At 63.2% G+C, this 14,935-nt stretch carries 9 protein-coding genes; all 9 read right to left on the bottom strand.

Annotation, left to right across the window (positions count from 1 at the left end):
* Positions 1-596 precede the first annotated feature (596 nt).
* Positions 597-1,232, bottom strand: a complete 636-nt coding sequence (gene tagF / locus AC1RGU_RS30990; protein ID WP_492700370.1) for a type VI secretion system-associated protein TagF — start codon at positions 1,230-1,232, stop codon at positions 597-599.
* Entirely contained in the window at positions 1,229-4,831 is a 3,603-nt protein-coding gene (tssM, locus tag AC1RGU_RS30985) for a type VI secretion system membrane subunit TssM (RefSeq protein ID WP_492700372.1), read from the bottom strand. The genes tagF and tssM overlap by 4 nt, the downstream gene beginning before the upstream one ends.
* Entirely contained in the window at positions 4,828-6,174 is a 1,347-nt protein-coding gene (locus AC1RGU_RS30980; protein ID WP_492700373.1) for a DotU family type VI secretion system protein, read from the bottom strand. Before AC1RGU_RS30980 ends, tssM begins: the two co-directional genes overlap by 4 nt.
* 32 nt (positions 6,175-6,206) lie before the next feature.
* On the bottom strand, positions 6,207-7,538 hold the full coding sequence (gene tssK, locus AC1RGU_RS30975; RefSeq protein ID WP_159273670.1) for a type VI secretion system baseplate subunit TssK: 1,332 nt from the start codon (positions 7,536-7,538) through the stop codon (positions 6,207-6,209).
* A 323-nt stretch (positions 7,539-7,861) separates the two neighbouring features.
* Positions 7,862-8,989, bottom strand: a complete 1,128-nt coding sequence (locus tag AC1RGU_RS30970) for an MFS transporter (RefSeq protein ID WP_492700375.1) — start codon at positions 8,987-8,989, stop codon at positions 7,862-7,864.
* A 182-nt stretch (positions 8,990-9,171) separates the two neighbouring features.
* Positions 9,172-10,206 carry a DUF6708 domain-containing protein gene (locus tag AC1RGU_RS30965; RefSeq protein ID WP_492700377.1) on the bottom strand — a complete coding sequence of 345 codons (1,035 nt, stop codon included), beginning with the start codon at positions 10,204-10,206 and terminating at the stop codon, positions 9,172-9,174.
* Complete coding sequence (locus AC1RGU_RS30960; protein WP_492700379.1) at positions 10,203-13,067, bottom strand: T6SS effector BTH_I2691 family protein; 2,865 nt, start codon at positions 13,065-13,067, stop codon at positions 10,203-10,205. Before AC1RGU_RS30960 ends, AC1RGU_RS30965 begins: the two co-directional genes overlap by 4 nt.
* 62 nt (positions 13,068-13,129) lie before the next feature.
* Positions 13,130-14,074, bottom strand: a complete 945-nt coding sequence (locus AC1RGU_RS30955) for a DUF4123 domain-containing protein (RefSeq protein ID WP_492700381.1) — start codon at positions 14,072-14,074, stop codon at positions 13,130-13,132.
* A gap of 13 nt (positions 14,075-14,087) precedes the next feature.
* A partial coding sequence (locus tag AC1RGU_RS30950) for a DUF2345 domain-containing protein (protein ID WP_492700383.1) occupies positions 14,088-14,935 on the bottom strand: 848 nt, incomplete at its 5' end.

The raw sequence follows: 14,935 nt of genomic DNA, 5'->3' as shown, positions 1-14,935 counted from the left end.
AAACAGCTGCGAGCCCTTATCCGCGAAACGCTCCGCTCCTCGGCGCATACAGAAGGGGTTTGGATACCAACGGGCCATCGCTTTGCTCGGCCAGTAGGCCGCAGCAGGCGCTTCGCGCCTGCTGCGGCTTGCATGGGGCGTGGCGTTGAACTGGGCAGGGCGCTGGCGCTCGCGCAAGTGCAGACACATGTACGAGTACGAGTACGAGTACGAGTGCGAGTGCGAGTGCGAGTGCGAGTGCGAGTGCGAGTGCGAGTGCGAGTGCGAGTGCGAGTGCGAGTGCGAGCAAACCCGTGGCATCAGGCTGTTGGAAGTTCCCGGGCCGAGCGAAGCAAAGGCCCGAAGTTCCCCCTCCCCTCTGGCTGCGCCGAGGAGCGCAGCGTTTCGCGGATCAGGGCTCGCAGCTGTTTGAGCCGAAGGCGAGTTCTGCGAGACCCCGCGAAACGCGAGCACCGCAGGTTGCCCGTAGCGAAGCGCAGGGTCGCAGACAGTGGGGTCGCCTTTTCTTTGCTTACTTTCTTTTGGCGAAGCAAAAGAAAGTAAGTCCGCCGCCGGGCGGAACTCCCGGCCTCGGGAAAGAAAAGAAAGCACCGCCCTCATTCCCCACCCCCAAGAAACAAAGCCTCGAACTGCAAATCCCGAGGCAACCCGGTAGCCAACATCCGAACCCCGCCCTCCACCCCAGGCGTCTCCATCCAAAGCGAAGCCCCTGCCAAAGGCAACTGAAGCGACCGATCCTCAGCGGAAGGCTCAGCAGGAGCGGCAGCGTCGACAAACAACCGACTCAGCGCCGCATCAAACCGCAGCGCATCCAAATCCCCTTCAAGCCCTTCCAACACAGCCTGCGTCCCCAACGCCCACCACCGAAGCGCAGCAACAAGCGCCTCTCCATGCAGCGCACCAGGTACGCCTTCATCCAATTCAACGGCGAGAGTGAACGGAAAGTACCGCCCCACCCCATCCACCGAAGGCATCAACACCCCCATCCACCCTCGTTCCCCCACCACCTGCGCCCCCAGCGCAAAGCACCAAACAGGCGCCTCCAGGTAGTGAGCAGTCCAATCCGCATGCCGATCCCGCAACCGAGCCAGCCCGCGTTGCAACCACGGGTCCCAGACCGAGCGAAACGCCTCCGGCAACCGCCGATGCGCAAAGTCCCCCATCCCCGGCAACTTCCCGAACCATCCAGGAAGTTCACCGGAGACGAAGAGCGAAGAAGAGGCCAGACTCACAACCCCTCCGGACAAGAAAACTCCCGCAACTCCTTCAACCGGATCGGATGCTGCACGCTGTTCGTCGTCACCTCGAACCGCGTCTTCCGCGCCCCCACCTGGAACGTGATGAAGAACTTCTCCGGCGCATCCCCCGCTTCCAGTTGCCCGTCGTCCAACGTACGGAACAAAGCCCAAGGCCCATCCATCGCCGACCCCGAACTCCCCGTCGTCGACGGCGGACTCACCTGAACGCGCACCTGGTTGCTTCCCTTCGGCCCCGGCCACTGCACCGCCATCGGCACCACCGGCCCGTGCGCGTACTTCACGAGTTGCCCGTCCACGTCCAGGATGAACTGCGTGATGCCCGCATCCATCTCCACCGGCTTGAAGTCCAGCCGCATCGACGGCCCGCGACCGCCGCCGCGGAAGAAGATGTCCTTGATGCGCGCCGCACGCTCGAACTGCGCCAGCGCCTGTGTGGTGATCGCGCCGCGCTCGGCCACGGGCTTGTAGCGCCACGGCCGGGTGCTGGTGTCGACCAGCGCGGCCAGGCGCTTCTGGAAGAAGTCGTCCATCAGGCCGCCGGCGCCGAACATCTGGCCGAAGTCTTCGGGCAGCACATCGCGCTTGCTGCTTTGCACGAAGGGGTAGCGGCCCGCGATGGCGCGGTTGCAGAACTCGGTCACGGGGCGCAGGTCCTGGCTCAGGTTGCCGCGCTCGGCCACCTGCGCCTGCGCGGCGCCGGTCTGGCTCAGGTTCTCGATCATGCTGCGCACCGGCTCGGGCAGGCGGCCCGCGTCCGACTTGAGCTTGCCCGCCACGTCGCCCGGCGGCGGCGAGGTGCGGCCCTTCACGGCCGTGTCGACGGCGTTGAGGTACACGTACACCTCGTTGAAGAGCTTGAGCGCATCGTCGATCGGCGCCGGCTGGTTCGGGCCGCCCGCAGTGACCAGACGGCGCAGCGACTCGAAGCGGTCGTCCACGATGCTCTCGATGCGCTTGCCCGGCGCCACCTGCTTGCCGGGGTCGCTGCCGAACAGGTCTTCCAGGCCCTTGCGCGTGTTGCGCACGGTCTCGGTGGCCTTGCTGACCACGTCCTTGTTGGCATCGGCCGCGGGGATCAGCGTGGTCTGCTTGACCACCGCGCGCAAAAAGTTCGCGAGTGGCGAATCGACACCCGAGAGAATCCGCGCGGTCTCGATGTTCTTCTCCAGGCCGCTGACGCGGATCAGCCGCACGTCGGCCAGCAGCGCCTCCCACTGCTTGACGTACTCCTCGAGGTACAGGCGACGCACGCGGTCGGTGAGCGCGCCGAGCGCCGCGGCATCGCGCAGGCGCTCGCTGGCGTTGCGGTCCTGCCCGAGCACCCACGGGTCTTCGGCGGCCAGCAGGCCGGTGAGCACCACGACCTCGTTCTGGAAGCGCTTGTGGTACCCGTCGTAGGTGAACATGCCCGGCACGCCCTCGCTCAGCGGCTTGCCGCTGATGCGCTCGAACACCAGCGGGCCCGACGGGCCGGTGGCCTGCGCCACGCTGAAGCCCGGAATGTCCTTGGTGGCGCGCTGGCGCTTCAAGCGGCTGAACACGCGCTGCTCCAGCGGATAGCTCGCGAGCACGGCACGCACGCTGCGCACCAGGTTCTCGTCCATCTTCAGCGGCGAGCGCGGCGGGCCCTGGGCGATGAGCACGTCGAGCTGGTCTTCGAGCGCCTTGCGCTGGTCTTCGGGAATGCCGCGGTCGAGGTTGCGCGCCCAGTCGAGCGTGATCCAGGCCTTCAGCGCCTCGGGGTCGAAGCGCTCGGGCTGGTAGAGCATCAGATAGCTCTTGAGGGCCTCGTAGGTGAACTCGAGGTTGTCCTTCTGCGCGGTGCGCAGCTGGTCTTCGATGCGCTTGGCGATCTGCGGCAGGAAGGCGTCGTTGAGCGCGCGCTGGTGCGTGAGCATGGCGGCGGCGTCGAGCTTGTCGCCCTGGTACAGGCCCAGCGTCATCGACAGCGGCTCGTCGCCCTGGCGGTTGTCGGGCGTCTTCCAGATGTCGCGCAGGCCCTGCAGCACAGGCGCGACCTCGACCAGGTTCTGCACGCGCGTCGGCAGCGCGGCCAGCGTCTTCTGTGCGGGCTCGACGCGCGCCTCGACCGACTTCAGGTAGTTGTGGTTCTGCCAGGTGCTGTAGCCCCAGGCCGCGAGCAGGCCGACGGTGAGCAGCGTCATCGCGGCCACGCCCGCCAGGCGCAGCGTGTTGCGGCGGCGCTCCAGCTTCACGTCGGCGCCCGCGAGGCGCTGCTCGGGGAACACCACCTCGCGCAGCAGCGCGGTAAGAAAGTAGCTGCGTCCGCTCGACTTCTGCGGTGCGAGCATGGCGCGCTCGATGCCGAAGCTGCGCGCCAGGCTGCCCATCACGCGGTCGATCGGGCTACCCTCTTGCGTGCCGCTGGTGAAGTACACGCCGCGCACCCATGGCGGTTGCGCAAAGCGCGAGCCGGTGAACACCTGTTCGAGCAGGTCGGACAGCAGCGGGCCGACCGAGCCGAACTGCGCCGGAAAGCCGAAGATCGCCGCGCGGCGCGTGCCGTCGGTCTCGCGCTGCATGCGTGCGATGAGGCCGTCGTTGACGCGGTTGTGCAGCAAGGCGAACTCGCGCTGGAAGGCGGCCGACAGGCCCTTCTCTTCAAGCTGCACGTTCTCGTCCGCCGGCAGCGTGAAGCCGAAGACCTGCGCGCGCTGCTCCTTGCCGAGGTCGTCGAAGTAGTCGGTGAAGCCGTAGAGCAGGTCGCTCTTGGTGACGAGCACGTACACCGGCAGGCGCGTGGTGAGCTTGCCGTCGAGTTCGAGCAGGCGCGCACGGATCGAGGCCGCGAGCTGCGTGCGCGCCTCGGGGCCCTGGCTCAGCAGATCGCCCACGCTCACAGTGAGGAACACGCCGTTGAGCGGACGGCGCGGGCGCGCCTTCTTCAGCAGGCCCAGGAAGCCTTCCCAGGCGCTCTTGTCTTCCGACTGGTGGCTGTCCTGCGTGGTGTAGCGCCCGGCCGTGTCGATGAGCACGGCCTCGTCGGTGAACCACCAGTCGCAGTTGCGCGTGCCGCCCACGCCGCGGATCGCGCCGGGGCCGAACTTCTCGGCCAGCGGAAAGCTCAGGCCCGAGTTGACGAGCGCCGTGGTCTTGCCTGCGCCCGGTGCGCCGATGAAGACGTACCACGGCAGGTCGTACAGGTAGCTGCCGCCCGAGATCGACAGCCAGTCGCGCCAGCCCGGCTTCTTGCCGGCGGCATGCAGGCGCATCTGCTTGAGCGTGGCGACGGCTTCGCTGAAGCGCGTGTCGAGGATCTTCTGTTCGCCGTCGACCGGTGCACCGGTCTTGGCGGCCGGCGCCTTCATGAGCCCGTCGGTCAGGTGCTGGCTCGCGCGGCGCGCGCGCCAGCGGCGGTACAGCGCGCGCAGCACCACGACGAGCACGATGACGCCGATGACGATGGCACGCGTCATCTCGCCTTCGAGCGGCGCGAGCGAACCGATCTTCACCAGCGGGCCGATCCACCAGATCAGCAGCGCGACGACGATCAGCGCGAGCAGCGTCAGCAGCAGCGGGCTGAACAGGAAGCCGAAGATTTTCTTGATCATTTCGTCGCTCCTGGAACGGGAGCAGCCGGTGCAGCAGCAAGGCGCTCGGGTTCGGTCAGCAGCACGATGTCGACGCGGCGGTTGCGCGCGCGGTTGGCCGGCGTGTCGTTCGCCACCACGGGCTCGGCGTCGGCCTTGCCGTCGGAGCGCATGCGCGCGGGCTCGACCAGCGTGGAGAGCGCGCCCTTCACCGCATCGGCGCGCGCGGCCGACAGGTGCCAGTTCGACGGGTAGCGCAGCGAGCGGATCGGCTGGTTGTCGGAGTGGCCGGTGATGAGCACCTCGCCCTTCACCTCGGCCAGCGCCTGGCCGATGCGGCGCAGCACCGGCAGCGAGGCCGCCATCGGCTCGGCGCTGCCCGAACCGAAGAACGAATCGCCGCGCAGGCGCACCACGCTGCGGTCGGCCTCGTCGGTCACCGTGACCAGGCCCTGCTTGATCTCGGGTTCCAGGAAGCGCGCGAGCCGCGGCGACTTGGCCGGCGCAGCGGGCGGCGCGATCTGGATGTTGGGCACGCGCAGGCTCGACACGGCCGCGTAGGTGGTGTCCGAGCGGTGGTTGAGCGTGAGCCGCAGGCCGAACCACGCCAGCGCCAGCAGCAGCGCGAAGCCGGCCGCGAACACCCACAGCGGCAGCGACTCGCGCAGCCGCACCGTGCCCGCACCCTGCCCGCGCCAGTGCGGCGACAGCTCGGGCTCGACGGCCGGACGGTCCTTCGCGATCAGGTCGGCCAGGCGCTGGCGCACCGAGTCGAGCTGCGCGCGGCCGTTGTCGACCACGCGGTAGCGGCCCTCGAAGCCGAGCGCGAGCACGCTGTAGATCAGCTCGAGCAGCTGGCGGTGCGTGGGCACATCCTGCGCGAGCTTGGCCAGCAGCTGGAACACCTTTTCGCCGCCCCAGGTCTCGTTGTGGAACTGCACCAGCAGGCTCTGCTTGTTCCAGCCGGCCTGCACGCCCCAGGGCGTGTTGGCCACCGCCTCGTCGAGCGCGGTGCACAGCACGTAGCGCGCGGCCAGCACCGACTCGTTGCCCACGCCCGCGCGGCGCGCCGCGGCATCGAACTGGTTCACCGCATCGGCGGTGGACGCGCGCAGCGCCGGCACGTTGGGCGGCTGCGCGAGGTTGCGCAGCTTGCCGATCAGCACCAGCAGCTTGCCCGCGGCCGAGACCAGCGGATTGAGCAGGCCGATCTCGCCCACCTCGGCCACGGGCGTCGGATCGGCGCCGCCGAAGAACGGCGCGGGCGCAGCGGCCGGCGGCGTGCTGCCCGGCGTGCGCGGCTTGGGCTTGATGACCGTGCGCTCGGACTCGAAGGCGGCAAAGGGGTCGGGAGGGGTGCTCATGGTGATGTTCCGTTTCCGTCAGCCGGAGGCGGCTAGGAACGAATGGCCCAGAACGCCAAATCGAGGCCGGGGAAATCGCCCGCGATGTGCATCGCGATGCCGCCCGATTGCTCGAGCTGGCGCCACAGGTCGCTGTTGCGCGTTTCGAGTTCGAAGTAGTTGGCGCCCGTGTGGAACGGAATCTGGCGCGGCGCCACCGGCATCGGCGTCAGCGTGACGCCCGGCAGCGCGAGGTTCACGAGGTCGCGGATGCGCTCGACCGGGCCGATCTTCACCTGCGTGGGGAAGCGCGCGCGCAATGCCTCGCTCGGCATGTTCGCGCTCACCGCGAGCACGAAGGTCGCCTTGCGCTGCAGCTCCACGTCGGTCACCACCGCCACGCGCACGCCGTGCTTGCGGTCGTGCAGGTCGATGCGGATGGCCGACTGCTCGAACACCATCGACAGGCTGCGGCGCAGGTCGTCCATCACCGGACGGAAGCTCAGCGCCAAGTCGTCGTGGATGTAGGGCCCGAAGCGCGTCACGCGGCGCGTGTCGCGAAAACTCGCGAGGTCGCCAGCCAGCCCGAGCGCGTGCTCGAAGAAGTGCTGCGGGTGCAGCATCGCGCTCTTGGCCAGGTGCGCAAAGATGGCCTCGTTGCGGTTCACCGCCTGCAGCAACATGAAGTCGGCGATCTCGGCCACGCCGCCCGTGCCGCCTTGGGTCATGCGCCCAGCCAATGCCTCGCCGCGCTGGCGCAGCAGGCCCAGCAGCTCGTCGAGCCAGGCGCGGATCACCGCATGGCCGGCCACGTCGAGCAGCGGCGGCAGCATCGCGCGGTCGAGCTGCACCTGGTTGTCGACCCGGCGCTCGACCACACGGGCCACGCCCAGCGTCGCCCAGGCATCGGTCGCTTCGCTGGCGCGCATCAGGCGCGTGTGGAGCTGGCCGAGTTGCAGCATCGCGGTGCGCTCGCCGGCCGTGTTGGAGTCGGGCACGTCCGACTCCAGCACGCGGTGGCGCACCAGCTCTTCATATTCTTCAGCGTCGGCCTCGCGCGCTCCGGCGCGGCGCAGCGGCAATGCGAGCACCACCGCTTCATCGCGCATGGACGCCGGAATGTCGATGGGCTCGGGCAACGGATCGACCGCCGGCATGTCGAACACCGTGCCGTCGCCGAAGATGCCCACCGCCCGCACCAGCGCCAGCTTGCCCAGCGTGAGCGCCGCCGCGTCGATCTCGACTTCGGCGAATCCCCAGGCGTAGGGCGTGGTGGTGCGCAACAGCACATGCCGCGCATGATCGGCATGGCGCTCGCTCTGCTGCAGGTGCTGAGGCTGCAACAGCATCCCCTCGCTCCAGACCACTTTGGTTCGCCAACTCATCCGCACTCCGTCAACGGCAAGGGTGCCGGGAAGAAAGAAGAAACACGAAGTTTCCGGCGCGGGGGGCGGGAGGCAAATCCGCCTTAAGGCCTAGCTAATGGCCTAGGTGGGGCGAGAGGGGGTACGGCGAAGGGAGTAGATGCGAGGCCAGCCATGGGCTGGTCGCACTGGCGGGATGCGGCCAGGAAGCGCGCTGTCGGCTCACCGGTTCAGAACTGGGGCGACGGGCCTGTCCGCACGTCCGATCGGTATCGGAGCGCAGGTTGAACTCGTTCATCATGAACCCCTGCGAAAGATCGCCCGCCTTGTGTCTTCGCAGCGACTCATGGCTTGACAGCCCATCGCATCGGCTCCTCCGGCCCGATGCCGCTCTCTCTTCGCTTCTGGCCGCAGTCACTGCCCCACTCTTCGGGAAAAGTTGGCCAATAGCACAGCCGCTCGGCCAGACTGTTCAACGGCGCCCAAGGCATGTTGGCGGCATAGTTGGCGTAGGTTCCCGTCGATGTCCTCTCACCTGCAAGATCATCATTCGCATGCGACCGGTGCATCACAGTTTCTTCCAGGTGTTCGCTTGCGCCGCTGAATCCCTTTCGCAGCCAGTGGTCCGCACCGGGCCAGGGCACACTGCTCATGCCTTCCTCCATGTAGGTCCGGATGTACTGCCACAGCGATTCACCGGCACCTTCGTCGCCGACCCAGATGATGTCTTCGCCTTTGCGCTCGGGGTCGTTGGCATCCAGCGGCGGCCAGTACAGCAGAAGGTATCGCGTCCGACGCCCTTCCAGCGATCTCGCCTCTCGCGCTACCGGATCGTTCGCGATCTGGGAGGGTGTCCAGGAACTGGGTGGCACCCAGTTCACATGCGCTTGCACTCGGTCCCAATCCAGAACGGCATCGCCACCGTACCTCTTGGGACGCAGCACATAGACCGTTTGCCTCGTTCGGTTGAAGCGATAGCGAGCGCGCAGGGACGTAAAAAATGCAGGGGCAAAAATTGAGCCCCAAAGAAAATAGAACACCGTCAGGGAGAAGATCAAGAATCCGAACCCTATGCCCATGCCAATCAGTCGATCGCGCGTCAACTGCAAGGCGCCCTGAAGGATTCCGAAGGCGTCACCTACAAGCAAGCAGATGAGATAGATGCCAGGAACGATTGCCACCACGAACAACATCAACGCCAAGGAACGTGCCATCCCTCCTGGATTGCTCAGCTCGATGAAATGCTCATTGAAATCGAATACTGCCATTGATGAGAAGCTCGGTCGCGCGAAGGCCTCCTGCTCATCCCGCTCTTTTCTCGTTGGTTTTCGAGAGCCCTCTTCTCGCCGAGCTGCTCCCTCTTTCGGACCATAGAGTCGCTTTTCCCCGGCAACATCCGCGTGGTATTTCAATGCCGAATGAATACCTCGGCTTCGTTTTTCATGCTGAAACGCAGCCTCAAAAATAAACACGACATGAGCTCCTGAGCCAAGCCGGCAACAACGTTGGCCAACTGGATCTTCATGGAATCTAGGCCCTACGGATTTCGAAGCCCTGAAGCGCGGAACGAAAACAGAGGATCGCGAGCATGCGGCTGAACTTCCTGTGAAGAGATGTGGCAGCCCTACTCAGCCGCAATTGCGACAGAGCGCAGCTAGGAGGCATCTGCGGCGCTTTCAATTTCCTCTGGAAACCGCGCCTGCCATGTCAGGCACTGCCCGAGGAAGTTGCCGAGGAATATCAAAACGATCAGCGGAAGGATCAGCAGCGAGATGCCATCACTGATCTTCCCGATGAACCCTTTTTGCTGAAATGCTGGATACCACTGAGTCACGCTGAGCCACGCTTCTTTGATGCTGGGTCGGTAACCAATGACTGTCTTCGGTTTGGGCACCGCATCGGGTCCCTCCTCCATGTATCGACGGATGTACTCCCAGAATGTCATCCAATCGCCCACCGTCTTGAAACTGGTCCGTCGCCCGATGAACTGCATCGCACCGACCTTGCCCAGCTCCGTCTCACTTCCCCAGATCAGCACAGGCCAATGCATGAGGACGGCATTGGCGTCAGTGCTCTTGCTCAAGCTTGGGTCAGTATCAGACCAATCGAACACCATCAAGCCACCCGCGTACTTTGGGCGAAGCAAGTAAACCTTCTGGGTTTCCCGATTGAATCGAAGGCGGATCCAGCGTTGGGTGAGCAACTCGTAGCGGAAAAAATAGCGCTGCATTGCCCAAGTAAAGCCAGCCGCGAACACCGTGAATCCAATGGCATTGAGCAGCGCGACCAGTGCCGTGGTTCTGACCAGCACCGTTCCATCCGCACGATGCCCGGTCGAGTACAGAAAGATGACGTCCAACCATCCACTGGCGACAAAACTCCACACCATCCAGTAGCACCCCCACCCAAACAACGTGGTGATGCCCCGGATGTCGTTGCTCCAAGTTCTTACCTCAAGCCATTTGTCGTTCCGGGCATGCAGCAAGCCTTGGTCGTCTGCCCGCTCCACGATTCGTTCGTGCCGATCGTAGGCTTGGGTGCTCTCGAGTTGCTGTCGAGTGAGCAGGAGCCCTCCCTTTTTTGCCTTTTTGATCGTTTCATCAGGGGTATGTCTGCGCCCCGATCGAAGCTCTTCCGAGGCCATTTCTTTCGCTGCTTCATAGTCGATTTCTTCGAACCAGTACATCATTCCTCTGTCACCTTGAAAGCGATGTACAGGGCCGTCAGCTCTTCACCGGCCTTTTCATAAAGCGGTTCGGACTGGTTTCCAGTTTTTGGAGGCAACCGAAAGCTCGACCGCTTGATCCACTTTTGAATTTCGTTGTCACCGAGCTGTCCGATGATCCATGTAACGGCCAGGATCGTCAGCGTGACCCACAAATTGGCGGCCAATAGAGCGGTCCTTCCAAGCGCAAGCGCAGCGGCTCGGGCGGCAAGGACCTGCAGCGCTCTACCTCGCAACGACTCGAACCCCACGCTTCTTGCCAAATGCTCCATGAGTGGACCGGTATACGAAAACCCCAGAGCCATTCCGACAGCGAAGTTGACGCTGTGAGCAGCACCGCGTCCAAAGAACAGCCAAGTCAGTGCATATTTTTCCTCTTGTCTGGATTTTTTTCCGTCTCCGTAGTCCAGACAGGCCGACACAATCCCTGCAATTCCCGCCAACGCATTCCCTGCCAGCTTGAAACCACCGAGCCGAATTTCGGCCATGGCCAGAGTGCCACCGTAGGGAGCACTTTTCGATATCAACCACTCTTGTGTCATGGCTCCAACTTCCAAGCCCGCCGATGTGGTTGTCAAGGCCGCGGCACTGAGCTCCCAAGCTGCCTTTTGCGCCGAATCTACGTCTTTGGCGTCTGCCAACTGCTTTGCCTTGAAACTTAGAAGAATGCCTTCAACAAGAGTCATGACGCCAGTCAATCGCATCTTGAAGAAGTCGCCGCCTCTTCCTTCTGCCATGATCTTGTTGACGGCCGCATGGCTCTCGGCTTTCAGCTGTTGCTGACTCCATTTGAACTGGTAATCGGCAACGATTCGGAATTTCTCCGGCTCTATGTCCTTCAAAGCCCGTCGATAGCGCACATGCAATTCGATAGCAGCGGGGCTTCCCGTGCCCGCAACCAGGCTCATCATGAGCGATCGAGCCAGCCTCTTCTCCAATTCAATCTTTCCACTTCCCGCCTTGAAGATCGCATGACCAATCAGATTGAGGATAGGACTGAACCCGAACATCGGTATGGCTCTGCAGATACGTATGCTGGCGTCGTTTTTTCCTGCGATGAGGTCGTTGAACTTCGCGAACTTGTCGAGCTGATCCTTGAAGGACTGAACCATGCTTGCAACCGAAGTAGCGGGGGCCTGTGCAGCCGCCATGGCGGCCCTGAAGCTTTCTTGCGCATCCTCCTGATTCATCAAGTACCCGCGCCACAGAAGATTTTTTGGCTCGTCCGAGTGGTCCTTGGCCCACGCCATGAGTCGCTGTTCACAAAGTGCTCCGCCACCATTGAGGCCTTCGAGAATTCCATTGATCTGCGCAGCACACTTGGCGCCTTGTTCGATATCGCTGCGTCCCTTTCCGTTGTACAAGGCCAGCGCCCGTTGCAGTTCACCGCAATTCAGCCAGGCCAACGAATCTGGTGCGCGTTCATGGGCAGTACCCTCGAAGGCTTTTGCCTTCTCTACGTAGTCGGCCTGAACTTTCTCCATGGCATCCTGATTGATCCCCGAGGCGTATTCATCCCATCGGGAATTCACACTTTTGGCAGAGTTCTCCTTCGCGTTCTCGATCCTCTTCAGATAGGCGATGTAATCAGCACGCGAGTCGAATACGCGAGCGTTCGAGCGCGCAGAGCCGACCGACTTCGTCGGCTTGTCCTCGAGAAAAACAGGGTCCCGGGTCGCTCTTTCGCTTGCTTCGATCTCGCGCGACATGTACGCAATGCGACGCTGCTTGAAAAGCACCTCCATTCTTTTCCAGCCGTCCGCAATCTCGAAGCGCGTCTTGCGAGACTGCTTGTTGCCCGGCGGCGGCGCGCCGAATCCGGTCACAGTGGGAGCGCCTACCGCGTTGTCCACCACGTCACCCCAAATGATCAAATCTCGGTAGGGCTTGTTGCGCCAGTGATTCATTTCCTGGGCAATCCCGATGGCGTCTGGGCATGCCGCAACTACGCCCAGGGGCTTCTTCGGATCGGAAGGATCTCCGGCCAACACTCTGGCGATCTCTTGGAGACGCTCTCGATGCACGTCGGCGTAGGACGGCAATGTGCCCGGCCCCATGCGCTCAGTCCTGCGCCAATGCCCCCACGGATTGTCTGCGCTGAAGATATCCCCGGAAGGGGGATCGGTGCGACTCTGCTTTAGGGCAGCATTCACGTAGATCGGGACTTGCCCTTCGCCATAACCCTGCTCCACAGTTTCAATACCCATCACTCCATAGAGCTGTTCATTGAGGCCCGCCAGCATCGCCCCATCGTTCAGAGCAGCCCATTCAGCAATCCTGATTGGCAGTTCGCTGGGCGCGCAGGTGTGAGATTGGGGAACAGGTTTCCTAGCCCACGCAGCGATGTCCAGCCGCGGTAGATCAGCCGGGCTCTCCTCCAATTTCTGGAGCACATCCAGCAACACCGCATCAGGATGGAAGAAGTACCAAAGATTGGTAACGCTGGCCGGGTCCGAAACCCAGACCAAGCTCTTGCTGGCGCCACGAATGACAACTTCGCAGGCTGGTGAGGATGGCTCGGCCGGCACCGGTGTCAGAAGAGGATTGAAGGGACTCAGGTAGCCGTGCGAATGCACCATGTAGCCCATCCATTTTTTTCTACCTTCGCGTTCGACCAGAACATACAGGACCCCTTCACGGAGCATGCGCACGGCATAGCTCGCAGTTTTCAGAGGAATGGGCGGTGCCTTGAATTCGCCAACAGGCTTGAGCTTCTTCAGCGCAGCCGCACGGGTCGCATCGGCACTGAAAGTGGCAGCGTAGCGGGTGAACAGGATCGGCAAATCGCCCGGTTTGCAGGCATCGCAGGGTGTTTTGCAGGCCATCGATGGGAGTATTCGAAGTTCAGAGAAACAAAAAGAGAGAGAGGAACGGCGCACGACGAGGACTACAGACCTTGACCGACCGTCCGCCACGCATCCGAAAAACCGAGGCCCGCGTGCTCTTTCTGCATATCGAGTGCGGCACGGGACTGACGCTGGCCCGCTGCGCTCTCCCAGTAGTCCTGTCCGACGCCCCACTGGCACAGTACCCAGTCAGCTTGATCATTGCCATTCAGACCGTTCGCAGCCGCGTCGCTGAGCCAATGACGCAGGGCTCCAATACTTGGATAGGGTGAGGTAAGACCTGAAGTCGATCTCAGGCTGACGACTTGCCAGAAGCTGTTCTCCGCAGGAGCGCTGTGAGCCAATCGCCATTGCCCCAGGTCGAGCAAGTGATGCACGCGGGAATGCGGCTGCACGTCTGCAGATGTCGGTTCAGCGTGCCAAAGAATGGGCGAAGTGGCCGTTCGTGCCACGATGGGGCCGATGGGCTGCGTGATGGCGTACCAGTGCCGGACCGGGCCGAGCCATGCCCGCCTCTGGCCTTCGCTCAGGATGGGCCATACCCGTTGCATGACGCGCGGATCCTGGTAGCGCAGCACACAAGAAGGCTCGACTTCCTCAGTGGGGTCGTGCTGCAAGCTCAAGGTGCCGAAATGCGTCAGCAACGCTGCGAGGTCACCTGAGACCAGGAGCAGGGCCGAAACTCTTTGAGGGTGAAGGCGTTGGGATGCAGTCAAGATGGCCGATGCCAAGGCCTCCTGCAAGATCGCATGATCGGCAGGAAGCATCAAGGGCAGCAGGTGGGGGGCTCGCCACGGTTCATCCTTGAAATAGGAATCGAGGGTTGGTCGAAAGCGGGTCTTTTCGACGGGAAGGAAGTCTGCTTCGCCGTGGTCCAGCAGGAGATAGGGGACGAAATTCGAGGACTCACTCAACGCCGTGAAGGCATCGATTTGCAACGTAATTGCGCGGCAAATGTGGGGGTCGAGCGTTTTCCATATCGTCATGACTGACCACCACTTAGTGCTTGATGGAGCCGGCACCGGTCGCCGAAGCATCACGAATTTGTTGGCCGCATGACTTGAAATCGGGTTTGGGAATTCGCCGTGAATCCTGTCCCGCCTTGACATGACTCGCCGCATGCTCGATCCACCCACCCGGCGTTCCGTGCAAGATGCTTGTGCTGCTCCACTCCGTGAAACTTCCACCGCCGTTGACCACCACCTTGATCGGCGCGGTGATGCGGATCTCGCTGGTGGTGCTTGTGATGCGGACGGCCTTCTTGGCGGTCAGATTCATCGCGTCCTTGTGCGCTTCGATCTGGAACTTGCCGTTGCCAGCGATCCACTTCATGCCGCCTCGGAGCGCAAACAGGCGGATGCCGTTCTTGGCGCTGACGAGCAGCCGCCTGGCAGCGCTGATGCTGGTGTGGCCCTGGCTGCTGATCGCGATGTGTTCGCCGGCTTGCAAATGAAAGCTGCCGGGCGTGGTGGCGGCGAGGCCTGCGGCACTGGCGAGTACCAATTGGGCTTCTGTGAGTTCGGGGAATTGGCCTTGGGCCTTGTCACCACCGCTGCCCTTGATGACGTCGTTCTGCGCTTTGAGCGCCTGGACCACCAGAGCTTGGTCTTCACCGCCGCTTTGAGCTTTGGCTGTCGCCGCAGCTTCCGCAAGACCTTCGTGCTGATCCTGCGCTGTCTTCAACCGCTGAGTGGTCTCTCCCATGTCCTTGGCATGGTTCGCCGCGTTGCCCCTTGCTTCGGTCGTGATGAGCATGCCGTCCTGTGCCCTGAGCACGCCATGAGCATCCGTCCTCAACTCGAAGCCCTCACCCCTGGGGTCCTTTCTGCCCGCGTTGTCCTCGATGC

The sequence above is a fragment of the Variovorax sp. GW823-FHT02B07 genome (assembly GCF_058797695.1).
The sequence above is the reverse complement of the archived record's forward strand: the minus strand, read 5'-3'. Positions and strand labels throughout refer to the sequence as shown.